General features: G+C 42.3%; 21 protein-coding genes. 18 read left to right on the top strand and 3 right to left on the bottom strand.

What is annotated here, in order from left to right:
- Nucleotides 1–114 precede the first annotated feature (114 nt).
- The 8 genes from ACFSRY_RS19565 to trmB are packed head-to-tail and all read left to right on the top strand — an operon-like array spanning nt 115 to nt 10050.
- Complete coding sequence (locus ACFSRY_RS19565) at nt 115–3189, top strand: tetratricopeptide repeat protein (protein ID WP_377512191.1); 3075 nt, start codon at nt 115–117, stop codon at nt 3187–3189.
- 41 nt (nt 3190–3230) lie between these two features.
- A complete protein-coding gene (locus tag ACFSRY_RS19560) occupies nt 3231–4913 on the top strand; it encodes a hypothetical protein (protein ID WP_377512188.1) in 1683 nt (560 codons plus the stop codon).
- Between the two features lie 6 nt (nt 4914–4919).
- Nucleotides 4920–6059 (top strand): HU domain-containing protein, encoded by a 1140-nt coding sequence (locus ACFSRY_RS19555; RefSeq protein WP_377512185.1) that lies wholly within the window; start codon nt 4920–4922, stop codon nt 6057–6059.
- 1 nt (nt 6060) lies between these two features.
- A complete protein-coding gene (locus ACFSRY_RS19550) occupies nt 6061–6765 on the top strand; it encodes a MotA/TolQ/ExbB proton channel family protein (RefSeq protein WP_377512182.1) in 705 nt (234 codons plus the stop codon).
- A gap of 2 nt (nt 6766–6767) precedes the next feature.
- Nucleotides 6768–7163 (top strand): ExbD/TolR family protein, encoded by a 396-nt coding sequence (locus tag ACFSRY_RS19545; protein WP_377512179.1) that lies wholly within the window; start codon nt 6768–6770, stop codon nt 7161–7163.
- Nucleotides 7164–7175: 12 nt separating this feature from the next.
- Nucleotides 7176–8084 (top strand): hypothetical protein, encoded by a 909-nt coding sequence (locus tag ACFSRY_RS19540; protein ID WP_377512176.1) that lies wholly within the window; start codon nt 7176–7178, stop codon nt 8082–8084.
- Nucleotides 8085–8098: 14 nt separating this feature from the next.
- Nucleotides 8099–9391 (top strand): bifunctional folylpolyglutamate synthase/dihydrofolate synthase, encoded by a 1293-nt coding sequence (locus ACFSRY_RS19535; RefSeq protein WP_377512172.1) that lies wholly within the window; start codon nt 8099–8101, stop codon nt 9389–9391.
- Nucleotides 9392–9393: 2 nt separating this feature from the next.
- Entirely contained in the window at nt 9394–10050 is a 657-nt protein-coding gene (gene trmB / locus ACFSRY_RS19530; protein WP_377512168.1) for a tRNA (guanosine(46)-N7)-methyltransferase TrmB, read from the top strand.
- A gap of 144 nt (nt 10051–10194) precedes the next feature.
- Here trmB and trpF read toward each other — a convergent pair whose 3' ends face one another.
- Complete coding sequence (gene trpF / locus ACFSRY_RS19525; protein ID WP_377512165.1) at nt 10195–10818, bottom strand: phosphoribosylanthranilate isomerase; 624 nt, start codon at nt 10816–10818, stop codon at nt 10195–10197.
- A 241-nt stretch (nt 10819–11059) separates the two neighbouring features.
- Between trpF and mnmA the strand changes: the two genes are divergently transcribed.
- From mnmA to ACFSRY_RS19500, 5 genes are read left to right on the top strand one after another with little or no spacing between them, the layout of a single operon-like run.
- Nucleotides 11060–12187, top strand: coding sequence for a tRNA 2-thiouridine(34) synthase MnmA (mnmA, locus tag ACFSRY_RS19520; RefSeq protein ID WP_377512162.1), 1128 nt, complete (start codon nt 11060–11062; stop codon nt 12185–12187).
- On the top strand, nt 12187–12921 hold the full coding sequence (locus tag ACFSRY_RS19515) for a hypothetical protein (RefSeq protein WP_377512159.1): 735 nt from the start codon (nt 12187–12189) through the stop codon (nt 12919–12921). Before mnmA ends, ACFSRY_RS19515 begins: the two co-directional genes overlap by 1 nt.
- A 6-nt stretch (nt 12922–12927) precedes the next feature.
- The gene (locus tag ACFSRY_RS19510; protein WP_377512156.1) at nt 12928–14592 is read left to right on the top strand and encodes a S8 family serine peptidase; all 1665 of its coding nucleotides are present in this window, start codon (nt 12928–12930) and stop codon (nt 14590–14592) included.
- Nucleotides 14593–14632: 40 nt separating this feature from the next.
- A complete protein-coding gene (rpe, locus tag ACFSRY_RS19505) occupies nt 14633–15289 on the top strand; it encodes a ribulose-phosphate 3-epimerase (RefSeq protein WP_377512153.1) in 657 nt (218 codons plus the stop codon).
- A 9-nt stretch (nt 15290–15298) separates the two neighbouring features.
- Nucleotides 15299–17734, top strand: a complete 2436-nt coding sequence (locus ACFSRY_RS19500) for a TonB-dependent receptor (protein ID WP_377512407.1) — start codon at nt 15299–15301, stop codon at nt 17732–17734.
- 74 nt (nt 17735–17808) lie between these two features.
- Here ACFSRY_RS19500 and ACFSRY_RS19495 read toward each other — a convergent pair whose 3' ends face one another.
- Complete coding sequence (locus ACFSRY_RS19495) at nt 17809–18681, bottom strand: DUF2911 domain-containing protein (protein ID WP_377512149.1); 873 nt, start codon at nt 18679–18681, stop codon at nt 17809–17811.
- Nucleotides 18682–19096: 415 nt separating this feature from the next.
- Between ACFSRY_RS19495 and ACFSRY_RS19490 the strand changes: the two genes are divergently transcribed.
- The 5 genes from ACFSRY_RS19490 to hisB all read left to right on the top strand — a co-directional run bounded on the left by ACFSRY_RS19490 (nt 19097) and on the right by hisB (nt 26439).
- A complete protein-coding gene (locus ACFSRY_RS19490) occupies nt 19097–21718 on the top strand; it encodes an MBG domain-containing protein (RefSeq protein WP_377512146.1) in 2622 nt (873 codons plus the stop codon).
- Between the two features lie 352 nt (nt 21719–22070).
- Nucleotides 22071–22922, top strand: coding sequence for an ATP phosphoribosyltransferase (hisG, locus tag ACFSRY_RS19485; RefSeq protein ID WP_377512143.1), 852 nt, complete (start codon nt 22071–22073; stop codon nt 22920–22922).
- Nucleotides 22919–24211 (top strand): histidinol dehydrogenase, encoded by a 1293-nt coding sequence (gene hisD, locus ACFSRY_RS19480; RefSeq protein WP_377512140.1) that lies wholly within the window; start codon nt 22919–22921, stop codon nt 24209–24211. Before hisG ends, hisD begins: the two co-directional genes overlap by 4 nt.
- Nucleotides 24204–25247 (top strand): histidinol-phosphate transaminase, encoded by a 1044-nt coding sequence (gene hisC, locus ACFSRY_RS19475; protein WP_377512137.1) that lies wholly within the window; start codon nt 24204–24206, stop codon nt 25245–25247. The genes hisD and hisC overlap by 8 nt, the downstream gene beginning before the upstream one ends.
- An 88-nt stretch (nt 25248–25335) precedes the next feature.
- Nucleotides 25336–26439, top strand: coding sequence for a bifunctional histidinol-phosphatase/imidazoleglycerol-phosphate dehydratase HisB (hisB, locus tag ACFSRY_RS19470; RefSeq protein WP_377512134.1), 1104 nt, complete (start codon nt 25336–25338; stop codon nt 26437–26439).
- Nucleotides 26440–26494: 55 nt separating this feature from the next.
- Here the strand turns inward: hisB and ACFSRY_RS19465 are convergent, their stop codons facing one another.
- Nucleotides 26495–26905 (bottom strand): hypothetical protein, encoded by a 411-nt coding sequence (locus ACFSRY_RS19465; RefSeq protein WP_377512131.1) that lies wholly within the window; start codon nt 26903–26905, stop codon nt 26495–26497.
- Between the last annotated feature and the right edge of the window lie 71 nt (nt 26906–26976).

The raw sequence follows: 26976 nt of genomic DNA, 5'->3' as shown, positions 1-26976 counted from the left end.
TTAACTAACTTTGAATGAGGTAGGATCAGCTTGAAGTGAGAATTCAAGCCATGATCATGCTATAAGGATACTGAAAGAATAAATTTGTTTCTCCCGATGGGTGATAAAAGACATATGAAATTAGCTTATAAAATAGCCCTTGCTTCGGTATTAGCTGGTGGTTCACATGTAGTGGCTGCACAGCATACTCAGGCATTCACCTCTGATGAGAGGTTTTACCATGAAGGAATAGAATTGTTTGACCGTGCAAAGTACGGTCCGGCGCAAGAGGCTTTCAAAAAGTATATTGAGTTGATTGGTGATAATGCACGCACAGCTGACGCTCAGTTTTACTATGCATTGAGTGGCCTTTATCTTTTGCATCCAGATGCAGAGCAACTCATACTCGATTTTGTACGAAAATACCCCACCCATCCTAAAACAGCCTTAGCGAATTATGAGTTGGGACTGTACTATTTTGAGCGTAAGAATTATAAGAAAGCAGTGGAGTTGTTAAAGTTGGCTCCGACGCATCTGCTTAGTATCAAGCAAAATAAGGAGCTTGAGTTTAAGCTGGGCTACTCTTACTTTGCTACCAAGGATTTTGATAATGCAAAGCTTTATTTCGATAAAAATAAAGCTACAGGCTTTAGAGAGGATGAACATCGCTTTGGCTATGCCTCCAGCTACTATGCAGGTTATATTTCGTATCGTAAGGGAGATTATGCCAGCGCAAAGGCAGATTTAAAAGTCGCTGAAAAGAATGAGGCATATGCCAACATTGTTCCTTATATGATCACAGAGATTCTGTATAAGGAGAATGACATTTATGAGGTAATCCGTTATGGCGAAGCAGCGTTGGCTAAAAAACCTGCTGTGCAGCAGGCAGATGAAATAGCCTTACTTGTAGGAGACGCCTACTACCAGAAGGCAGACTATAAAACAGCAGAAAAGTATTTCAGCCAGTATGCCGAAGGTAAGCGTTCCCTTGACCCTGTAGTGCAGTATAAGATAGCCTTCACAGACTACAAGAACAACAACTATAAAAATGCTATTGCCAATTTTAAGGAAGTAGCTCTTAAAAAAGACGCATTAGGTCAAAATGCCGCGTATTACCTTGGTCTGAGTTATCTTAAAGAGAATAACAAACAGTTTGCTTTAACTGCTTTTGATCAGGCACGCAAAAACGACAAGGACAAAGATGTAACTGAGGCAGCTACACTCAAATATGCGCAGGTAAGCTATGAATTGGGTAATTTCAGAGAGGTAATAAACTCGCTTTCAGAATTTCATAAGAATTACCCGGATTCAGAACAGGCTGAAGAGGTAGATAAACTTTTGAGTGAGGCTTATTTCAGTTCAAACAATTATGCAGAGGCCATTCGCCATATCGAAAGTATGGAGAAGAAAACATGGCGAATCCTTCAGACTTATCAGCGCGTTACCTATCATCATGCAGTGAACCTGTTTAATGACGCCAAGTTTCCGCAGGCAGTGGCTATGCTTGAAAAGTCTTTGCAATACCCTTATGACAAGGAAGTAACTGCAGCTAGCCATTTTGTAAAAGGGGAGGCCTACTCCATTGGCCAGCGTTACGATGATGCTATTAACAGTTACGGAGCCGTTTTCCGTACATCTCCTAACGCGAAAGAAGACTACTATACAAAGTCGCGCTACGGAATCGGATATGCCTATTATAATACTAAAGAGTATGATAAGGCTATGACGCACTTCAAGGCTTACCTGGATGCAATAAAGCCTAGCAATCCTAACTACAACGATGCTACACTACGCTTAGCAGACACTTATTATGTGAACAAACGCTATAATGAGGCACTTAACCTGTATGAACGAGTGGTATCCTCCAGTTCACCAGACAGAGATTATGCCTTGTTCCAGAAAGGAGTAGTAAACAGTATTATCGGACGTAACGATAAAGCTGCACAGGCCTTACAGGAAGTTATTACTAAGTTTCCTAATTCACGTTATGTGGATGACGCGCAGTACCAGCGTGCCCTAGTTGATTTTGAGTCGGGAAATTACCAGGCAGCAGTAACTGGTTTCTCCACGCTTATTAATGGTATGCCAGACAGTAAATTAGTGCCGCACGCCTTACAGAAAAGAGGTATTGCTTACTCTAACCTGCAGCAGAATGATAAAGCAATTGCGGACCAGCAGCGTGTACTGAATGAGTATCCTGATTCGAAGGTAGCAAGTGGAGCACTTTATAGTTTACAGGAGGTATTAGGTTCAGAAAATCGTACAAATGAATTTGATGTTTACCTGAACAAGTATAAGTCTGCCAACCCAGACGACAGTGCTCTTGAAACCATTGAATTCAATGCTGCTAAAAACCTGTATTTCAGCCAGAAATACGATCAGGCAATTCCTAAATTTGAGTCTTATATTCAGTCGTACCCGAAAAGCAAGTTTGTGCCTGACGCTAAGTATTTTCTTGCAGATTCCTATCTCCGTCAGGATCAGACGAAGGGATTAGAAAGGATGAAGGCCGTTATAGCAGAGAACAAATCAGAATTTGTTAACCGTGGTATTCAACGTGTAGCGGATATTGAGTTTGAAGCTAAAAACTATCCTGAAGCTATTAAGTACTATAGTCGTCTTCGAGATCTGGCTACTAATCGTAAAGAGCAGCAAACTGCACTTACGGGTTTAATGCAAAGCTATTACCGCACCAATGATTATGAAGCTACAAAACGGGTAGCCAATGAACTGATCAGCCAAGGAAATGCCGCCTTAAATGCTTATAACTCAGCCCTATTGTTCCGTGCAAAAGCATCTTATGCACAAGGTAACCTGGATCAGGCATTGAAAGAATTACGTGAGACAGCTCAAACAGCTTCCGATGTTAACGGAGCTGAAGCCCATTACCTGGTTTCAGAAATACTTCACAAGCAGAAGAAATACAAAGAGTCACTGGACCAAGCTTTTGATTTCAATACCAAATTCGGGAACTATGATTATTGGCTGGGTAAGTCGTTTTTGATTATTGCAGATAACTATGCTGCTCAGAATGAAATGTTCCAGGCGAAGGCTACGCTTAATTCCATTATACAAAATGCCCCGAACAAGGAAATTGTGGCTGAAGCAAAACAAAAACTAGCGAAGCTGGATGGTAAAAGCGGACAGAATGAAACCCAACAACTGCAGGATTCAATTCCTGCCAATGATAGCACCAATCAGCAAAACTAGGAGCTTTAACTCTGCATTTATTTTTGAACAGAATCATCACCATGAAAAATAAATTAAAATTTGCCACACTAGCAATTGTGCTTTCTGTTGGATACAGCTACATGAACCAAGCACAGGCGCAGGGTTGGGGAGAAGGTACTAAGTTGGAGGATGCTGAGATCGTGGTTGAAAAGAACCGTGTGATTGAGCTTCCACAGGCAGCACGTAACTTTGAAAAATTCAGAATTCCCCCCCCAGAGTCCGGAGACCGTAATGTGCGGTACAGATTTGTAGATTACCGCTTACCATCACAGGACATAAACCTGCAGATGAAGGTTTTAACTATCAAGCAGGATGAACTCACAAAACTCTATGGGAACTACCTGAAAGGAGGTATAGGAAACTATGGATCACTTTACCTGAAGGGGTACTTCCATAATAAAAGAAGTGATGTTGCGGACTACGGTGCTGAGGTTAGCCATATTTCTTCTGCACGTGGCCCTGTAGACAAAGGAAATTCAGCTGTTGCCAACAGCTCGATCAGTGCACATGGAGAGCGATATCTAAAAGGTGCTACAGTTGGCGGTAGATTAACATATGGCCGTGATAAGTACTTTTTTTATGGCTATGCACCTTCCCTAGAACAGGAGGTTGAAAAAGACTCTATCAAACAAGTATTCAATAGGATTGCTGCGGATGCTTTTTTACATAACCATACTTCAGGGCTTCCTTTCCTGTATAAAACAGATCTTAAGTTCAGGTACCTGAATAACCGGTACAATATGAGCGAGGCAAACTTCGCTGTCGACTTCAACAGTGAGTATGCCATAGATGATATTTCTGCTTTCAGGGTTAATGCGGATGTTTCCATTCTTTCATACCAAGATTCCGCAAGCACCAGCCGCAACTTTGTTAAAGTACAGCCTTCTTACCAGCGACAGCTAAATGCCCTTCGCCTTACAATTGGTGCTACAGTGGCTTATACCGGCGATGAAGTTAATGATGCCCGTAAATTCAATATCTATCCGGATATTCGTTTGGGAGTGGAGCCAATAAAGGATAACCTATTGATATATGCTGGTTTAGGTGGTGATCTGGAAAGGGTTACTTTATTTGAACTTACCCGGGAGAACCCTTGGCTGGCACCTGATGTACAGGTAGCTGATATTAACAAGGGATTGGAGGTTTATGGTGGCTTTCAGGCCAACATTGCTAATTATGTTCACCTAACTGGGCGGGTAGCTTACCAGAACTTCCGTAACATGTATTTTTATACCAACTCTGTTACCGATTCAACTAAGTTTGACCTGATATATGATGACGGTGTAACAAATGTTTTAAATTTTTATGCGGAAGCCTCCTTCAACTATTCGGATGAGATACGGTTGGGTTTAAAGGCTGATTATAACAGCTATGACATGGCTAGCCTCGAGCATCCGTTTCATCGTCCGGAGCTGATGGCTAGTGTTTATGGCACCTACAACTTCTATGATAAGATTCTCTTTAATTCAGAACTTTATTATATTGGTAGCTCATTTGGCCGAATCACCAGACCAGATGGTACAACGGTACTCAGTGAAACCGATACTATTGTTGACCTGAACCTAAAAGGTGACTACAGATTCACAAATAATTTTACCATTTTTGTGATGGCCAACAACCTGCTAGGGCAGAAGTACGAAAGGTTCGTTAACTACCCTAGTAAAAGCATTAACCTGTTAGGTGGTGTTACCTATTCATTCTAAATGCCTATGGTAGAAAAGCACATTAAGTCTCTTCTCTATGACCATGACTGTGTCATCATCCCTGAATTTGGAGGGTTGATCACCCGTTATGTGCCCGCACGAATCAACCCGGTTAAGCATGCTATTACCCCACCGTCAAAGAAAATAGCTTTCAATGAAAAGCTTGTGCTGAATGATGGTCTGCTAATTAGCACCATAGCTTTCAGGAATAATGTTTCTAAAGAAGTGGCGCAGCGAATGGTGTTGGATTTCGTGCATCAGGCAAAGGCATCTTTGCATTCCGACAACAGGTTTGTGCTGCAGGACATTGGTGTATTTAAATACAACCCGGAACGCAAGCTTGAATTTGAATATGTAGAGTCTGATAATTTGTTAGAAGCTAGTTTCGGTCTTCCTGATTTAGTGGCCAGACCATTAAGGGTAGAGGAGCCAGCAGTTTTACGCACTTTACTTAAGGAGCGCCAACAGGCTCCTGCAAATGTTAAACAACCCTTGCGGAAGCGTTTAAAACGTGCTTATAATGTTGCTGCGGGATTAGCACTAACGGGATTAACGGTGTCTGCTCTGTATTTCCTGTCGCTACAGACAGATTATAACTTAAGCAGTCTTAATCCTATTACATTGGTTAATTCCGGCTTTAACACTGCTGCTATTACACCAGCACGTTATACCAGCGATTATGTGCCTTACACAGAAGACGAGCGCTATACTACCTATGAAATAATTCTACCTTCAGATACTCCCCCTGCAGTAGCAGAAGAGGATATTACTCTGGAAGATGAGTTCACTTCATATGATAGCGTAGCTTCTGATCAGCCTGTTCAAGTGGTTGAAGAAGAGATAGCTATAAAAGAGAAAACAGGAGCAGAAATGAATTCTGGTCCTGCTAAGGTTGATCTTACAATTAAAGATAAGACCAATCGTTTTTATATTATTACAGGCGGTTTTTCAACGCTTGAAAATGCAGAGGTAAGCCGTGCTGCTATTCGTAAAGGAGGGCATGATGCAAAGGTGCTTTTGCCAGGACCGGGAAGCCGGTTATTCCGTGTATCAGTGGCAGATTTTGATACAGAGCAAGAAGCAAAATCTGCGCTGACCAACTATAAACAATCTTTCGGAGAAACTATTTGGGTATTTAACTATTAAAATGACTTCACTCTTATTACAAATCACAACTACCCCTGCTGATACTACAGCTGCATTGGCTGAGGGAGCCGAGGCTGCTGATACTTCTGTATCACTTTTAGACCTGGCTATAAACGGCGGTTGGGCTATGTACCCGCTGGCGCTATTATCATTGGCTGCCATTTATATTTTTGTGGAGCGTTATCTTACTCTCAAAAAAGCTGCCCAAAACCCAGAAGGCTTCAATGATAGAATTAAGAACATGGTTTTAGCTGGTGACATTAACGGGGCCAAAATGCTTTGCGCCCAAGCCAACACACCAATTTCAAGAATGATTTCCAAAGGTGTTTCCAGAATAGGAAGCCCTCTGAAGAACATAGAGACCTCTATTGAAAATGTAGGAAAAATTGAGATCAGCCGCCTGGAAAGAAATCTTTCTGCTCTTGCCACCATTGCAGGTGCTGCCCCGATGCTAGGTTTCCTTGGGACTGTAACTGGTATGATTGGAGCCTTTATTGCTATAGCACAGGCAGAGGGTTCTGTTAGCCCTAAGTTACTTTCAAGTGGTATTTATGAAGCCATGGTAACTACAGCTACTGGCTTGATTATTGGTTTGCCAGCCTATGTAGGGTATAACTACCTTGTTTCAAAAATTGATAGCATTGTGCATTCAATGGAATATTCTTCTATTGAATTCCTTGATCTGTTACAAGAACCACAACTGTAAGAATGAATCTTCGCTCTAAAAACAGGATCAATCCAGAGTTTAGTATGTCGTCTATGACTGACATCATATTCCTGTTGCTTATATTTTTCATGCTTACCTCTAATTTCGTAACACCTTCCGGTTTGCCTGTAAGTTTACCGACCAGCAAATCATCTGATATCACCATGCAGAAGATTAGCGTTACAATTACCGAGGATTTAAAGTATTACTTGAACGACAAACCTATTGCTTTAGAGGAAATTGAGCCACAGCTAACAGCCTTACTTCAAGGAACAGAAGAAGGTGCAGTGGTGTTGCATGTAGATAAAACTGTACCTGTAGAGCATCTTGTGAAAGTTGCCGGTATAGCTAAGAGCCTTAACGCAAGTGTAACGTTGGCCACAGTGCCAACGGAATAGAATACTTAAACTATGTCCATAGCTTTAACACCTCAGGAAGAAAAAAATAAGCGGATTGCAGCTGGTGTCAGTATCGGTGTGCACGTGCTTATATTATTGTTCCTGATTTATATGCTGGCATGGCAGGCACCAGATCCACCGGCACCAGAATACGGGATTGAATTAAACTTTGGTATGGATGCCGTAGGTAGTGGTGATGTTCAAACGAAAGCTGTGGCTAATGATTCAAAGAATACACAGGACAGTAAGCCCGCTCCAACTCAGCCTGACCCGTTGCCTGAACCGCAGCCCGTTGTTCAGGCAACACCTCCGTCCCAGCCTGTAGAAACACCAAAAGTTGTTACAACAACTGCTGATGCTCCTGTTTCTGTAAAAGAAGTAGTAAAGCCCCAGCCTAAACCAGAACCTACCAAGGAGGTAAAGAAAGAACCCGTTAAAGAGACTCCAAAAGAGGAAGTTGTCAAAAAGGAGCCTGAGAAACCACGCTCTCTATATCCTGGTAACCCGACGAACAGTGCCGGGACGGGTAAGAGTGGAACATCAGACACACCAACAGGAAATAACAACGGTGATGATAAAGGTAAGGTAGGCGATAAGGGTGATCCGGAAGGAAAAGTCGATGCTAAAGCCCTTTATGGCAAAGCTGGTGGTGGAAGCGATGGATTAGATATGCCAGGCTGGCGCTTTGACATTAAGCCTCAGAAAGACCCTTATACCAATGAATCGGGTCTTGTAAGATTCAGAATTAAGGTTGATGCTGATGGTACTGTTGTCAGTGCAGATGTGATCGAATCTACTGTATCGCCGCATGTAGTGAATTGGTATAAAGATCAGCTTTTCACGAAAGCATCACTGGTTAGGACAGGTTCCGGCTCAGCAGGAGCTTCTGGTGTGGTTACTTTCGTTATCCGTTCACGTTAAATTCCCTGACTTTCATGACATATCAAGAGTGTCTTGATTATCTATACCAGCAATTGCCGATGTATCAACGCATCGGCAATGCTGCTTTTAAGAAGAGCCTTGACAATATCATTGCCCTTTGTGATGCCTTAGGGCAACCACAGCATAGGTTTAAATCGATACATGTTGCCGGAACTAATGGCAAAGGAAGCAGCTCCCATATGCTGGCTGCCGTTTTGCAGAAATCCGGTTACATAACCGGACTTTATACTTCTCCTCACCTAAAATCATTTACTGAACGTGTTCGGATAAATGGTGAAGAACTGCCTCAGGAATACCTGGTTAATTTTGTGGAGGAGCATAAAAGTCTTTTTGAAAGAGTACAACCTTCTTTCTTCGAAATGACTGTGGCATTAGCCTTCAAATACTTTGCTGATGAACAGGTAGATGTTGCTGTTATTGAGGTAGGGCTTGGAGGCAGGCTGGATTCTACTAATATCATCACACCCGAAGTATCCCTTATCACCAACATTGGGTATGACCATCAAAGTATGTTAGGAGATACAATAGGAGCTATTGCTTCAGAAAAAGCAGGCATCATTAAGCCTGGTGTTTCTGCAGTAATCAGTACAAGGCAGGAAGAGGCGCAGGAAGTTTTTGAAGCGAAAGCCTCAGAGGCAGGTGCCCCTTTAACCTTTGCTCCTGACCATTTCAGATTGGAACTGGTAGAGGGAGGGCTTGACCGGCAGGTGTTTCAGGTATATAGGGATGAGGTTTTGTATTTGACAGGTCTGGAGATCGATTTGCCTGGTCAGTATCAGAAGTATAATTTACCTGGTGTTTTACAGGTTTTGGACCTAATGCGTGTGAAAGGATACAGTATACCTGAGGCAGCTCTTAGAGAAGGACTTGCTGGAGCTAAAAGGATCACTGGTCTTAAGGGGCGTTGGCAGGTGCTAAACAGGGAGCCACTAACAATTTGTGACACCGGTCATAATGTGGATGGGATCAAGCAAATTGTGGAGCAACTTGAGGCACTTGAGCCTAAGCAGGTGCATGTGGTATTCGGGGTGGTAAATGATAAAGATATTTCACCTGTGTTGGACCTGCTGCCTAAAAGGTATGAATATTATTTTTGCCAGGCGGCGATTCCCCGTGCTTTAGATGTAAATGAGCTATATGACAAAGCAGTAGCTGCTGGCTTGTCAGGTAAGGCTTATTCAACAGTTTCTGAAGCCATACAAGCTGCTAAAGCTAATGCAGCTAAAGATGAGGTAATATTCATTGGAGGTAGTACCTTTGTGGTTGCTGAGATTGATGAATTATAATAATGGGAAGATCTAAACTAGCAAAATTTGCAGCTGTCGCTGAGCGAGATAATGTGGTTCAGGAGGGTGATGAATTGTATGGCCATATGGCCGGTAAGTGGAATGAACTTCAATTCGCCAATGAAAATCCGATTGTGTTGGAAGTAGGCTGTGGCCGTGGCGAATACACAATCGGAATGGCCAGGCTACATCCGGAGAAGAACTTTATTGGTACCGATATAAAAGGAGCCCGAATTTGGAAGGGTAGTACCATGGCAATAGAGGAGGAACTGGACAATGTAGCTTTTCTGAGAACTTACATTGAGGGAATTGAGGAGCATTTCGAGGAGAATGAGATAGATGAAGTTTGGATTACTTTCCCGGACCCCCGGCCAAAGGACCGGGACATTAAGAAAAGACTTACTTCGCCTGGCTTTCTTGATAAATATTCCCGTATCCTGAAGCCAGGGGGTATTATTCATCTTAAGACCGATAACCTTGGATTGTATGAGTATACTTTGGAAGTGTTGCAGGGGAAAAAGGTTAATAACCTGCTTTTTACTGCTGATCTCTATAACTCAGATTTACAAGAGCACACAATGGGTATTTACACAACCTATGAAAAGCGCTACCTAGCCGAAGGTGTTCCTATAAAATATCTTCAGTTCAAAGTTAGCTAAGAAGAAAACAAAGAAAACTGAAAAGGCTTAAGCTAAATTCCGTTTGGTTTAAAAGAAAGCGGCCTGCAATACTAAACTTGCAGGCCGCTTTCTTTTAAACCCGAGAGGTTATAAACCTTTGTACTTCACTTATAGTGCCCGCAATCAGGCTTCTTCTATTTCCTCAAAAATCTCCTGCAGTTCATCAAAGTCCTTTAAGCCTGGTTTTATTTCATGACCACCCTGCAAACCTATTCCCGCTGGCTTAATTTTCTTAAGGGTAGAGTTTATGTTGTTCTTATCCAAACCAAAGCCAATGTATACTTTAAATTGCTTCGCTAAAGCAGACAAGAACTTCGTATTTGTTTCATCAATAGTGTCAAAATCATCTGAGTACACAATAAAAGCGTGTACTACTGAACTATATAACTCCATCATCTCCAGTAGTTCACTCTCAACAGTATCTTTATTTATAAAGATCTTTTGAATAACTGGCCTCGAAATTTCTTCAATCTCATCAATCAGATATGGGGTGTCTAATTGGATATAGTCCAGTCCAAACTCTTCCGCCATATCATTTATTATTTCTGGCTTTGCCCGCTCAAACTCGCCAGCCAGTTGAACGCCAGCGACCCAACCTGTTATTTCTTTTAGCGTTTCTGGCTTAACACGTTGCTTGTCATCCAACTTTAAGTTAAAGCCGATGATATCTACGCCCATTCCGGCACAGTAACGTGCATCACTTAAATTATTTATTCCATTAACTATTACTGAGGTACGTAGCGACATTTTAAGTTATTCTTTAATTAATTTTATCTATCTATAGCTTTTATTCTGCAGTTCAAAGTAAAACCCATTTCTAAAACTATGCTACCTTTTTTGCATTTTTTTTGATACGTACTTAACGAAATTATAGCCATAAACCTTATTTGTACCTACAATATTTGGAGGCCTGAATCTTTATTACTCTGTTCTTGTTGCTATATTTGTGAAAATTTGATATTTAGTCGCATTTTAGCTTTTTATATAAATGAGTACAAAAGGAAGGGTGCTGGTAGCTATGAGCGGTGGTATTGATAGCTCCGTTGCTGCGGTATTGCTACATGAGCAGGGATACGAAGTAATAGGTATGACCATGAAAACATGGGACTACGCTTCTAGCGGTGCCAGCAAGAAAGAAACAGGGTGCTGCAGTTTAGATTCTATTAACGATGCCCGTAATATTGCTGTAAATCTTGGCTTTCCACACTATATTATTGATATCAGGGATGAATTTGGTGATTTTGTAATCAATCATTTCACAGATGAATATCTAGCAGGCCGCACGCCTAATCCATGCGTTTTGTGTAACACGCATATAAAGTGGGATGCACTTTTGCGCCGTGCGGATCAGTTGGGCTGTGAATTTATTGCCACAGGACATTATGCCAATATTCGTGAAGAGAATGGAAGGTATGTGATTTCAAAAGGTCTGGATGAAAACAAAGATCAATCCTATGCTCTTTGGGGTATTTCTCAGCAGAGTCTGAGCCGTACCATATTTCCACTTGGAAATCTTCATAAGACTGAAATACGCCAGATGGCACTTGATAGGGGCTTTACGGAATTAGTGAATAAGCCTGAGTCTTACGAGATATGTTTTATACCAGATAACGATTACAGGGGCTTCCTGAAGCGAAGAGTAGAGGGATTAGAGCAGAAAGTTGCCGGAGGGGAGTTTGTGCTGGAAGACGGTACAGTGGTGGGTACCCATGAAGGTTATCCGTTCTATACCATTGGTCAACGTAAAGGTTTGGGTATAGCTTTGGGTTTTCCAGCCTATGTAACACGCATTGAAAAAGAAGCAAACCGTGTTGTGCTTGGTAACTATGAAGAGTTGGCCAAAAATGCCATGACAGTTGGTAAATTAATCATGGGAAAGTATGATAACCTGATTGACCAGCCAATACCAACTATTACAAAGGTTCGTTATAACGATCCGGGTACAGAAGCCATCATTGAACAAGTTGGTGATAAAATGAAAGTGCATTTCCTGAGCGGTGTACACGCGATTGCCCCTGGTCAGGCAGCTGTTTTCTATGAAGGAAATGATGTGATTGGCGGCGGCTGGATTGAATCTAATTATAACCTTGACTTTAAGCTCGACGTGCTACAATAATGCTAAAAAAAGGACTGATTTTTTGTCTGCTACTCATCGGTGCAATTACCGGTTGTAAGGAAAACTATGTAGAACCAGACCCGGAGGCTTTAGGACTCGATTACTATCCTTTGGCTATTGGAGATTACCGGATCTATAATGTTACAGACATAAAATTTCAGTTTAATAAAGGTGATACCACACGTTTTCAGATGAGAGAACGTGTGGACACAACTTTTTCAGATCAGACCAATACCCTTACCTATAAAATTGTTCGTTCTGTTAGACCAAATGGAAACAGCCAATGGGTGGATGATTCTGTCTTGGTTGTTAGCAAGTCTAACAGTATGGTAGTTTTAACAAAGAACAATACCAAATATGTTAAGCTGGTATTCCCTGTAAAGGAGGGTGCTGTTTGGGCAGGAGATGCCTATAATGACAAACTAGCAGCTGGTTGGGCAGGAAATAATATAAATGGTAAGATAGTTTATACCTATGATGGCGTAGGAGAACCCTATCAGCTTAATGGGGAAAGCTTTGCTAATACAGTAGCGGTTAAACAAGGAGACCGAGTAGATAATGGAGCTGTCTTGAGTGATCGCAAAGAGGTTTACGCAAAAGGGATAGGTCTCATTTATCGCTTGTATAACAGGATTGACTATTGTTCGTCTTCAGATGGCTGTACTTTCGGGGAGGGTTATAAACTACAAGGCCACGAACGGCACGAGGTTTTGATAGCTCACGGTAGCCGGTAAAAGTTCATGCGTCAGTGTTTCCTCCATATTATCATTTTAGTAGTTGTATCGCTGCAAGGGGTACTGGGGCAAACAAACGCTGAAAATGAAAACCAGAAAAGGCTGGTATATTTTACAGACAAATCTAACTCCCCATATTCTCTTCAAAAGCCGCTTCAGTTTCTTTCACAAAAAGCTCTTGAGCGCAGGCAGCGTCAGAAAATAAGCCTCATTTCCCGTGATCTTCCTGTTAACCCCTCTTATGTAGCTGGTATTAAAGAGCAGGGTGTAGAGGTGTGGTATACCTCCCGATGGTTTAACGCTGCTGTTGTGCAGTGTAATAATGAGCAGCTAGTAGCTTTACAGGCTCTTCCTTATGTCAGTGCCACCACTACTTTAAACCGCTCTGCTGTTACTCCTCCCGAAGTCTTAACAGTTCCACAGAAGCTTGAATTGTTGACCACTTCTTCCTCCATGTTGTCAACCGTACCAGAGGCTGATTATGGGAGAGCTTTTCATCAGGCAAACATGTTAGGCGCTGTTGACCTGCATAAAGCGGGTTACAAAGGGGCAGGCATGCTTATAGCTGTTCTGGATGCAGGTTTTCCGGGAGTGCAAAGTATTGAAGCATTTTCACACTTATTTCAAAGGAACAAAATCAAAGGCACATATGATTTTGTGCAAAGGCAAGAGGATGTTTTTGGTGCCAATTCCCATGGTACCGCTGTTCTCTCAACCATGGCAGCCTATGAACCAGGTAAAATGATTGGTACCGCTTATGAGGCTGATTACCTCTTATTGCGTACTGAAGATGCAGCAACAGAGCATAACATTGAAGAAATAAACTGGCTGCTGGCTGCTGAATATGCAGATAGTGCAGGTGCAGATGTGATAAATACATCTCTCGGTTACACCACTTTTGATAGCCCCTCAAAAAGCTATACATATAATGATCTGGATGGTAATACTACCCTTGTAGCCAAAGCTGCAGACTATGCTGCCGCTTCTGGCATGCTGCTGGTGGTAAGTGCGGGTAACGAAGGCAATAATAGCTGGAGATATGTTGGCTCCCCGGCAGATGCCGATTCGGTTTTAGCTGTAGGAGCTGTGGATTCATTAGGTATAAAAGCATCTTTTAGCTCTTTTGGTCCAAGTGCAGATGGACAGATTAAGCCCGATGTAGTAGCTATGGGGCAGCGGGTATATGTGCTCAGTACATCAGGTACTGTTGCCAAGACCAATGGCACATCGTTCTCCGGACCAATTGTGGCTGGTTTTGCCGCCAGTCTGTGGCAGGCCAACAGACATAAAACTAATTTTGAAATGATTAAACTGCTGCGACAGATAGGAAACAATGCTGCTGCACCAGACAACAATATAGGCTATGGTATACCTAACTATAGCCGTTACCTGGTATTAGCCGGCCCTCTTCCTAAGGAAGAAGATGTATATATTACCAATCCGGTATATCATAGTCCTATTATACTTACTTTGGGTTTAAAATGGGTGCAACAACCTGTTGAAGTTCAAGTATTTGATGCTACAGGCAAGGTGGTATATCAGCAGGTTTTACAAAATGCTCAACAGGAGCAGGAGCTAAAGCTTACAGCAGGATCGTTGAAGAATGGGCTGTACCTTTGCCGGGTAAGAGCGGGTAAGATGCTATCCACTGTTCGTTTTGTTAAGATTTAATATACTTTTCATTCATAATTAATCAGCTACCTTTGCAGGCATGAATCCAATAATTGCACCTTCTATACTAGCTTCTGACTTTGCTAACCTGCAATCAGAAGTTGAAATGCTCGAAAAGAGCCAAGCTGACTGGCTTCACATTGATATAATGGATGGCCGGTTTGTTCCGAATATTTCTTTTGGTTTTCCAGTTATGGAGGCAATAAAACGCCATGCCACAAAGCCGATGGATGTACACCTGATGATTGTGGAGCCGGAGCTGTATATTGAGCGCTTCCGTGCTGCAGGTGCAGATACTATTTCCGTGCACATCGAAGCCTGCAATCATTTGCATCGCACTATTCAGCAAATTAAAGCAACTGGAGCAAAAGCAGGTGTGGCGGTAAATCCCCATACTTCAGTTCAGCTGTTAGATGATGTTATCGCTGACCTTGACCTGGTGTGCCTAATGTCGGTAAATCCCGGGTTTGGCGGACAGAAATTCATTGAGAACACTTACCGTAAGATAGAAGCTCTTAAGAATTTGATAGAGGCTCGTAACTCCAAGGCTCTGATTGAGGTTGACGGTGGTGTAAATGAAAATAACGCTTCTTTGTTGTTAGATAAAGGGGCTAATGTTTTGGTAGCCGGAAACTTCGTTTTCTCTTCTGCAGATCCTATTCAAACCATTGCTGATCTTAAGAAGTCCTCTAATTAATTTCCTGTGATGCTGAAATATCTGTCGGTATTGTTATTTATACTTTTGCCGTTGGGTGTTTCAGCACAGCAAGCTGTTGTTAAAGGAAGGGTTTTATCTACCACTAATGAATCCCTTGAGCTAGCGACAGTTGGAATAAGAGGCACAACCATAGCCTCTAAGACTGATAAGCTGGGAAATTTTAGAATGCAGGTGCCAGCAAACAGAACCCTTGTTTTGCAGGTACGGTACCTGGGCTATAAAGAACTGGAAAGATCACTTCAGTTAAAGCCCGGTGAATCGCTAGATCTGGAGCTAATTCTTGAGCCTGATCCGCAGCGATTAAGGACCATTGATATCAGGGGTAAGAATCAGTATGACACCAGGGAGCAGGTTAGCGTTACAAAATTAGACCCAACGCTAACCAGAAATTTGCCTTCGGCTTTCGGCGACTTCAACAAAATTCTGGTAACACTACCTGGTGTATCCAGTAATAATGAACTTTCCAGCACTTATTCCGTTCGTGGTGGTAACTATGATGAGAACCTGGTTTACGTTAACAATATTGAAATCTATCGTCCTTTCCTGATCACCGCGGCACAACAGGAGGGATTAAGTTTTGTTAACCCTGACCTGGTAGAATACATTGAATTCTCTTCTGGTGGGTGGCAGCCAAAATACGGAGATAAACTATCATCGGTACTTAATATTAAATATAAGACACCCGAAAAATTTGCCGCTTCTGTTACGGGTGGTTTAACAGGGGGCACTATACACCTGGAGTCTTCCTCTAAGAATAAAAAAGTTTCTTACCTGCTGGGAGCCAGACACAAAAACGGGCAATACCTGTTACAAGGCCTACAGGTTGATGGAGAATACAGGCCAAGCTTTTCTGATGCACAAGCCTTTGTAACTTATGACCTCAGCAAGAAATATGCTGAGCCTGGTAGAACTACACTGGGTGTATTGGTTAGCTATGCACAAAACAAATTCCTGGTAGTACCCGAGAACCGTGTTACAACCTTTGGAACACGGAACGCTCCATTACGCCTCTACGTCGGCTTTGATGGGCAGGAACTGATGGAGTACAGAACCTTTCAAACTGGTTTAAACCTCAATCATAAATTTAATAAAGACTTTAGCAGTGAGTTTATAGTATCAGGAGTTCATTCCAGGGAGCGCGAGTTTCGTGATATTGAGGCTGGATACAGGCTTAGTGAAGTCAGTATCAATTCAAATAATTTAGGAGAGGACCAGCGAACCAGGGGAGTAGGCAGCCAATTTGATCACGCACGCAATACACTTCTGACTCGTTTTGCCACAGCCGAAACGCGTAATACATGGCAGTTGAACCAACGTAGTGTGGTATTATTCGGGCTAAAGGCAGGACGAGAAAATATTGAAGATGAAATATCGGAATATGGATTTGTTGATTCTGCGGATTTTGTAACCGATTCATACCTGCTTCATTCAAGCCTCCAGCTGAATAGCATGCGCTATAACGGCTATGTGCAACACACGTATGAGCTTGATTCACTAAAGACAATCACCTACGGCATCAGGGCCAGCTACTGGGGCTTTAACAAAGAGGCTACTATAACTCCGCGTGTGCAGTATTCTTTTATTACCCGTCAGAACCCAGACCTTTCTTTTAAAGCCGCCGTTGGTCTTTACTATCAGCCCCCTTTCTACAGAGAGTTACGAAATTTTGAGGGCCAGTTGAATGAAGAGATTGAAGCGCAGCGTTCCCTTCATGCTATAGTTGGTACTGATTACCTGTTCAAAGCCTGGGGCCGTGATTTTAAATTTACTGCTGAGGCTTATTACAAGCATATGAGCAATGTAATACCCTATGACGTGGATAATGTGCGCTTAAGGTATTATGCTAAAAACAATGCGAAGGCCTATGCAGCAGGTGTGGATCTTCGGGTAAATGGTGAGTTTATAGAAGGAGCGGAGTCCTGGCTGAGTTTAGGCTTGTTACAAACGAAAGAGGATGTTGCAGGAGACTCTACCTTTGCTTATTCTCCTTCTGGCGAGATAACCGGCAGAAAGGAGTTGGGTTATTTGCGGAGGCCAACAGATCAACTTTTAAATATTGGAGTATTCTTCCAAGATCACCTGCCGGATAACCCTACTGTCCGTATGTACCTGAACCTGGTATATGGGAGCGGACTGCCCTTTGGCCCGCCTAGGCAACCGGAGTATAGAAATGCTTTTGATGGTAAATCCTACAAACGCCTGGACCTTGGTTTTTCTAAAGTTATTGTGCTGGAGAGCGAGATGGTTGAGCGAAGGAAGGTAGCACTCCAGAGTCTGTGGGTTGGGCTGGAAGTGTTGAATTTGATTGATGCCAATAATCGTGTTTCTTATACTTATGTACAGGATGTAAACGGGCTAACCTATGCTGTTCCTAATTTCCTGACAGGTCGTCGTTTGAACCTTCGTTTTGTTGCTAAGTTTTAGCGCATCAAAGCTTTTGCCCTGAGTGCAAATAAAAGAGACCTGCCAACAGACAGGTCTCTTTTATGTCATTTTCCTTAATTCCTTTTTATCTTTTTCCAGCTATTGTAGGCAGACTCTATTTCCTTTGCATAGGTGTTGTACGACTCCGGTTCTACGGATCCGAGTTTAATAGCCTGGGCTGACAGTTTTGCTGCCATTTCATATTCCTTATTCAAGGCGTACAGTTTTGCTTTAATCCAGCTGTTAAAGAAGTTCTCTTTTATCGCGATAGATTTATTAATCCATTCCAGGGCTTTCTGGTGGTGCTCACGACGAGGTAGCATGTATTCTGCGCTCTGTGCCCAGATATACCAGTCATCAGGTTCAGCTTTTGCCAGAGCAGCCTGAATGTTAGACAATGCTTTTTTCTCTATCTCTGTTTCAATGTTGAGCGTAATAATATTGTTCTCCCATTCAAGATTCAGTTTTCCTGTATTTGTTCCTATATCTGAGAAGTTAAACTGCATCGTTTCCTGGAAAGGAGCTTTTTGTGGCTTCACTTCCAGGTAAGCCACATCATTTAATTCGCTGTAGCCTTCCAGTCCCCAGAGAGTTGTATCCTTATTTAGCACTACATGCCACAGCGAATCATTTTCCGGAAGCAAAAAGAAAGAATAGGTACCGGCAGGCACTCGCTCATTATTCAAAAACAGTTCATCTTCAAAATGTATCAACGTTGCCTCGTTTGCACCAGCCCGCCAGAGTTTACCATAAGGAACTAACCCTCCAAACACCTTACGTCCTTTTACGCCCGGTGCGTGGTAGCTCACTGAAATATCTGTTAAACCAATGGTCTGCTTCACAAATGCTTCCGGGCTTGCTTGGGGAAGCTTTAGCTGAGCATGGGCTTGCGTTGCAGAAAAATAGAACACCAGAAGGAATAAAAAGACAGAAATATAATGCTTCATAAAGGTTATAAACGAGGTATTTATATTGTACAGGAGAAATACTGTAAAAATTATGCCAAGTCCTGATACTGCTTCAACAATTGCAAAATTAATAATATTCCATCAGTGAAATATTTATTTAGAAAAATATGCAAAATACAAATATGGTAGAATAGTTAAATTTAAGGGTTAAATAATACAAACATATTTATTATTTATGGTATATCATATCTGTATCAGTGAATTAATTGCCCTAATCCAATAATTTATTTTGTTTTTGATTGATATTGATGCCTCTAATCTTTAGCCTCAATAGTAAAGTTACGTGTGCTTGTACTATAATGTATTTCAAGCCTTAGCCAACGGTGTGCTGTAACATGGTCTACAGAGTTTATGCTTAAAAACACAAATACTAACCATTAATAATTTATGATGTATGAATTTTAAACTTTTACTAAATCGAAGATTCACGGAGCACATTGTGTACCAGCGGGCATTGCTGGTTACAATTTTGTTTCTGTATACTGCTCTGGGGGTGCAGGCACAGAATGCTTACACAGATGCGGGTAAATCATTGCCTACGGTTACATCTGATAAGGATGATTATGCTCCAGGGGAGGTAGCTATTATTACTGGTAGTGGCTGGGTGCTGGATAGCTTAGTTGACATCCATCTGGAAGAGAACCCCACCCACGAGCATCATCATGGATATCATGATACAAAAGTAAATTCTGATGGTACTTGGCGGATAGAGTATCCGATTGAGGAACGGCATTTAGGTGTTGCTTTCACTGTTATTGTAGAAGGTAAACAGTCAGTCTATAAGGGTTTGGCTTATTTTACGGATGGAAATTCTAAATTAGCTGTTGATGAAGCATCTGGACTTTCAGGAGGTCCTATAACACTTAGAGCAAGACTTACACAACAAGGAGGTTCTGGTCCAGCAGGTAATGGTAATGGTATACCTTCTAAAGCTATAAAATTTACTTTAAATGGTGTTTTAGTAGGGACAGCAGAAACTGATGCAAACGGAATAGCTAGCCTCAATACTTCTGTTCCTTCTTCCATATTTGTTGGTACATATAATTATAATAAGGCACAAAGTACAGGAGTAGAGGCTATTTTTGATGGTGATATCAATGCTACTTCATCTTCACCAATTGGTTATATAGCTTCTAATGGAGGTGCTAAATTGACAGTAACCTATCCTTCACAAGCTACAACGCTTTTGGTCTCTTCATCAATAGGAACATACGGAGGTACGACTACATTATCTGCTACTTTAACATCAAATAACGCGGGAGTATCAGGAAAAGTTATCTCTTTTACTCTTAATGGATCAACTGTAGGCACTGCGTTAACTGATAATTCAGGCATTGCTACAATAAGTGCAGTAAATTTAGACGGAATCAATGCAGGAAATTATTTAAATGGTATAACCGCTACTTTTCTGGGTGATGCTACTTATACAGGAAATAGTGGCACTTCAGCTCTGACGATCAGCAAGAAAGCTGCTTCCGTAGTTGTGGCTGCGAAGACCAAAGAGTACGGTTCGGCTGATCCAGTTTTGACAGGTACCTTAGAAGGCTTCCTGGCTGGCGATAATGTAACTGCTTCTTATGCTCGTGTAGCTGGCGAAACGGTTGCCGGTGGCCCTTATGCCATCAGCGCCACGCTTAGCCCAGCTGCCGTTCTGGACAACTACGAGATCACCAACACAGCTTCAGCTCTGACGATCAACCAAAAGCCAATAACTGTAACTGCAAATAATGCTAGCAAATATTGTGGTCAAACAATTGTGTTTACTGGAACAGAATTTACTGTTCCTGCAGGCGCACTTGTAAATGGGGATAATATTTCTACTGTTACTTTAACAAGCGCCGGGGCAATATATTCAGCAACAGCAATCGGTTCACCTTATCCTATCGTAGCAAGTAGCGCAGTAGGTACTGGTTTATCAAATTATAGCATAAGCTATGTTGATGGTGCTTTAAGTATCTCTGCTACGGCTGTAGATGCAAGTGCAAGTAGTAAAGCTGTAAGAGCTGGCTTGTCTACTGAGTTAATTGCTAGTATATCTCCTAAAGTAGCAGGTGTGACAGTAAGGTTCTTTATAAATGGAAATAGTGTAGGCTCGAGTTTAACCAATGCAAATGGAGATGCAACCTTAACTGTGTCTAATCTTGTGAAAGATGTTTACATGGTTGAAGCTGTAGCAGGAGGAAACTGTTCAAGTTCTATAGCCTACTTAACAGTTTATGATCCTGACGGAAGTTTCGTGACTGGTGGTGGCTGGATAAACTCTCCGGTTTATGACTTACCTTACATGAAAACAGCTGGTAAAGCTAACTTTGGTTTCAACGCTAAGTATAAAACAGGTAAAAATGAGGTTGACCAAGTGGACGGTAATACCACATTCCACTTACAAGCAGGAGATATGAACTTTAAAAGTTCTTCGCATGCCGCCATGTCCTTAGTTATCTCTAACTATAAAGCTACATATACTGGTGAGGGAACAATAAACGGTATTGGAGCTTACGAATTTAGAGTGATAGCCATAGACGGTGATATTAAAGGTGCTGGTAATCCGGATCATTTTAGAATCAGGATCTGGGAAAAAGGAAAACCTTCGGCTGTTGTTTATGATAACCTTTATGGTACAGCTGAAAACGTAGACCCTTCAGGTGCTAATACTATCCTCGGAGGTGGCTCTGTAATGATTCATAGTGTCATCAAGGGCAACAGTACCTCTAAATCTGTTGCAGCCGAAAGCCCAGTTACAAATAATTTATTGCAGGAGAGCAAATTCTACAACTATCCAAATGCATTCTCTGACAGAACTACGATAGCTTTCTCTGTAGACCAAGAGCAGAGCTATTTACTGGAAGTGTATGACGTTAAAGGGGCGTTGGTGAAGAAAGTAAGTATGGGTGTGGCAGAGGCTAACAAGCATTATGAGTTTGAAGTGGATGGTAGAAATCTGGCAGAAGGGATCTACATTGCCCGCCTGGTTACTGGCACTAAAGCTCAGAGTATAAAAATGATACTAAAGAAGTAAGTTGTAGGTTTATTGCCTGACTTGAAAAGAGAAGCACCGGTTCCTGTAAAGGGGCCGGTGCTTCTCTTTTCAAGTCAGGCAAATTTGGAAAGGAAAACTTTTACAGAAAAATTCGGTTTACAAGGAAATCCTTTTACATTTGCATCACAGAATGAACAAAATTAAGAGCCATATCATCCTTTTCACTTCTGCAGCGCCTGCTGTTTGTGGCTCAACTGTGCATTTCCATCACATCCATCATTCCTCGTAAGAGGAAGAATAGCACCATATAGCCCCCATAGGGTTTAGCCCTACTTGTACTTTGCTTAGCAGCAAAGCTTTCATACTTTTGTTATAACTCAAAAAGAATAATATGCTCCGTATTGCCATTCAAAAATCAGGCAGATTAAGCGAAGACTCTCTGAAACTGATCAAGGAATGTGGTATTTCCTTCATTAACAGCAGCCTTAAACTTAAAACCGAATCAACTAACTTTCCATTAGAGATCCTGTATCTCCGCGACGATGATATTCCTGGCTATGTAGCAGACGGTGTTGCTGATATTGGTATAGTGGGTGAAAACGTTTTGGTGGAAGAGGGGATGCAGCACCTGGCCGTAGAACAATTAGGCTTCTCAAAGTGCAGACTCTCACTAGCTGTTCCTAAAGGAGACAATTACCAGGACATCTCTGACCTCAATGGTAAAAACATCGCGACGTCTTATCCTAAGCTGCTTCAGGCTTACCTTTCAGAAAAAGGCGTAGAGGCTCATATTCATACCATCAGTGGTTCTGTTGAAATCGCACCAAGTATTGGCCTTGCTGATGCCATCTGTGACATCGTAAGCTCTGGTAGTACCTTGATCAGCAACGGCTTAAAAGAAGTAGAGCGGGTATTTAAATCGCAGGCAGTTCTTATTGCCAATAAAGAACTAAGTGAGGAAAAGCGCCAGATATTAGAGAAGCTGCTATTCAGAATTCACGCCGTTCAGCGTGCTCAAAGAGCCAAATACATTCTGCTTAATGCGCCGAATGAGAAAATAGAAGAAATCAGTGCACTGTTACCTGGTGCCAAATCACCTTCTATTCTTCCGCTAGCCGAAGAAGGCTGGAGTTCCCTGCACTCTGTGGTGAATGAAGATGATTTCTGGGAAATCATTGAGAAGCTGAAAGATGCCGGTGCTCAGGGAATCCTTGTTGTTCCGATTGAGAAGATGATCATATGATAAAGAAAATTTATAACCCGGAAGTATCTACCTGGGCAGACCTTGCTAAGCGTCCGGTAATGGATCTGGAGGAACTGGAGGCAGGAATCAAGGAAACATTTTCTTTTGTTAAAGAGCAAGGGGATGAGGCACTTCTTCAATTAGCTGAAAAGTTCGATAAAGTTCGTCCCTCGCAGTTACTGGTGACTCAGGAAGAGTTAGCTGCTGCAGAAGGGGCTATAGCATCGGAACTAAAGGAAGCAATACTGCAGGCATACAGCAATATCCAGCTTTTCCATGCGCAGCAAGCCGAACAAATGCAGCCTGTTGAAACGATGCCTGGCGTAGTTTGCTGGCGGAAGAGTGTTGCTATAGAAAAAGTTGGTCTTTACATTCCGGGTGGTACTGCGCCTTTGTTTTCAACCCTCCTGATGTTAGGAGTGCCAGCTCGTTTGGCTGGTTGTAGTGAAATTGTGCTTTGTACTCCTCCGAATAAAGAGGGGGCCATACATCCAGCCATACTATATACAGCATTATTGCTAGGTATAACAAAAATTGTAAAGGCAGGTGGAGCGCAGGCCGTGGCAGCCATGGCTTTCGGAACTGAAAGTGTTCCCGCTGTGAGCAAGATCTTCGGACCAGGTAACCAATATGTAACAGTTGCCAAGCAATTAGTTGGCAGGGCAGGAGTGGCCATAGATATGCCTGCAGGTCCTTCGGAGGTGCTGGTTATGGCAGATGAGGCTGCTAATCCTGCTTTTGTGGCAGCAGACCTGCTATCGCAGGCCGAACATGGCGCAGATTCACAAGTGGTACTATTAACAACATCTGAAATTCTTCTGGAAAGAGTTGAGCAGGAACTTGAAAAGCAATTAGCTGAGCTACCACGCGAAGCTTTTGCTGCCAAGGCACTGGATAATAGCTTAGCCATTGTTATGAACTCTACACAGCAGATGTTGGCCTTCTCAAATCTGTATGCTCCGGAGCACCTGATACTTGCAGTTGAAGATTTTGAAAGAGTAGCCGAAGGGGTTATCAATGCCGGTTCTGTTTTTCTTGGGAACTTTACCCCGGAATCTGCCGGTGATTATGCATCCGGTACAAACCATACACTACCAACCAATGGTTACGCACGTGCTTACAGTGGCGTCTCATTAGACAGTTTCATTAAAAAGATAACATTCCAGCAGATAACCCCGCAGGGTTTACATAATATTGGCCGTACAGTGGAGGTAATGGCTGAGGCAGAAGGGTTACAGGCTCACAAAAATGCTGTTTCAATAAGATTAAAGGAGATCCAAAATGTTTAACCTGGAGAGTATCGTACGCCCGAACGTACTAAAGATGAAGCCTTATTCATCCGCCCGGGATGAGTTTAAAGGGGAAGCAAGTATTTTCCTGGATGCTAACGAGAACAATCTCGGAAGTCTGGCAGGTGAGAACTATAACCGTTACCCTGACCCGCACCAAAAAAAGCTGAAAACATTAATTGCTGAGATCAAAGATGTACGATCTGAGCAGGTTTTTTTAGGCAACGGTAGTGACGAAGCAATTGACTTGTTGTTAAGGGCTTTCTGCCGTCCAGGCAAGGATGCTTTGCTTTGCCTTCCACCAACTTATGGCATGTATGAAGTATCTGCAAACCTGAATGAGGTGCGAATAGATACCGTGCAGTTAACTGCTGATTTTCAAATCCCGGTTCAGGAGGTGTTGCAAACTTTGAAGCCTGAAACGAAGCTGCTCTTTATCTGCTCGCCGAACAATCCGACCGGCAACAGCATCCGGACAGAGGATATTGAAACACTCCTTAATAAGTTTAGTGGCTTAGTAGTAATCGATGAAGCTTACATTGACTTTGCCGATACACCAAGCTGGACTACCAGGTTAAACGATTTTCCTAACCTGGTCATTTTGCAAACTTTTTCAAAAGCCTGGGGAATGGCAGGTCTACGTTTAGGGATGGCATTTGCTTCAGCGGAGATCATAGCTTTATTAGATAAAATAAAGCCTCCTTACAACATCAACGAAGCTACGCAAGAGCTGGTCCTTCAGGCAATTGATAAAACAGAGGTCCTGAAAGACATGGTGGAAGAGATTGTGCAGGAAAGAGAACTGCTTATGCAGGCCCTTCCTTCTATTCAGGCTGTTGAAACAGTGTATCCTTCAGATGCCAACTTTTTACTAGTTAAAGTAACAGATGCAGGTGCTATGTATAAATTCCTTTTAAGCAAAGGTATAGTAGTTAGAAACAGGTCCGGATTGCCTGGGTGTGAAGGCTGTATTCGTATTTCTGTCGGTACGCTGGAGGAGAACCAGACGCTGTTAAAAGCAATGGCTGCTTTCTAGATTTTGCCACACTTCGTTAGAGGATACAGAAAGTGACAGCTGGTGCTGGAGCTGTGCACCTACATCATTAAGGAAAATAAAAATTGAGATGAAAAAAGCATTATTCATAGATCGTGACGGCACTATACTTATTGAGCCGAAAACTGATTTTCAAGTGGACTCTTTCGAAAAGTTCGCCTTTCTACCTAAATCTATCAGCAACCTGGCTAAAATTTACCAGGAACTGGATTATGAGTTCGTGATGGTAACCAACCAGGATGGTCTAGGTACGGACTCTTACCCCGAAGATACTTTCTGGCCATACCAGAATAAAATGCTGGAAATACTGGAGACGGAAGGAATTAAGTTTGATGATATCCTGATAGATCGCAGTTTTGAGCATGAGGGCCTGGAGTCGAGGAAACCTGGAATAGGAATGATGAAGCGTTACCTGGCCGGTGAGTATGACCTGGCAAACAGCTTTGTGATCGGGGACAGACTGACGGATGTGAAGCTGGCGCAGAACTTAGGTGCAAAAGCAATCTTTATAGGCAGCAGCAAAGCAGAGGGAGCCGCACTGACAACAGAAGACTGGGATGAGATCTATACTTTCTTGAAACAGCAGAAGACAAGCAGGCGGGCCAGCATTCGCCGCGCTACATCTGAAACCGATATCTCCATAGATCTGGACCTCGATGGAACCGGTAAGATGAACATTAATACAGGTCTTGGCTTTTTCGATCATATGCTGGAACAGGTTGCTAAACATGGAAAACTTGATTTAACTATCCAAGTTAAAGGCGATTTGCATATTGATGAGCATCATACAATTGAAGACACAGGTTTGGCTTTAGGCGAAGCTTTTCTGCAGGCGCTTGGTGATAAGCGTGGGATTAGCCGGTATGGTTTCTTTTTATTACCTATGGATGAAGTGCTTGCTCAGGTTGCCATTGACTTTAGCGGTCGTCCCTGGACAGTATGGAATGCAGACTTCCGACGCGAGAAAGTAGGAGATATGCCTACAGAGATGTTTTTCCACTTCTTCAAGTCTTTCTCCGACACCGCCAAAGCAAATCTAAACGTAAGAGTAGAGGGCGATAACGAGCACCATAAGATTGAAGCTGTCTTTAAAGGTTTTGCGCGTGCTATAAGAATGGCTGTAGAAAGAAACAAGGGTGATAACACTATCCCAAGCACAAAAGGAATATTATAGGCTTTAAAATATTCAAATAAAAAAGGCGCTGAACTTTTCAGCGCCTTTTTTATTTCTAAACCATTGATCTGAGCCAATCTTTAGCCAGGTCCATATCATCAAATACCTGCACAAAGTCAGGGTTTTCAGTAAGACTTATCATTTTGTCAGTTGATAGTCGGCTAAAAGCGCTGGGAGAGTAAACCCATGCAAACCATTCTAAGCCGGCATCACGCATTGCCGGAAACCAAACTTCTGCTCCCCATTTAGCTGCTGTAGACCACTGCCCCTCAACATGTGTGTTATTGTTTAAAATTCTAAAACAGGCACGCTCTTTCATCAGCTCAAGCATTTTCTCACAGCCTGATACCACAGACTCGTAATTCTGATACCCACGCCAGTTCACATACAGCCAGTCCTCAACAGTATTATAAGAAATAGCGAGGTGCTGATTGCGGTAAAGAAGTTCAGTTCTGACAGTTCTCATAGAAACCACACTGTTGTATAGAAAGGATTAAACTACTGCCTTAGGAGATAAGAATAAGCCTATTATAAATA

It is taken from the genome of Pontibacter locisalis (assembly GCF_042684605.1).
GTDB lineage: Bacteria > Bacteroidota > Bacteroidia > Cytophagales > Hymenobacteraceae > Pontibacter > Pontibacter locisalis.
The sequence above is the reverse complement of the archived record's forward strand: the minus strand, read 5'-3'. Positions and strand labels throughout refer to the sequence as shown.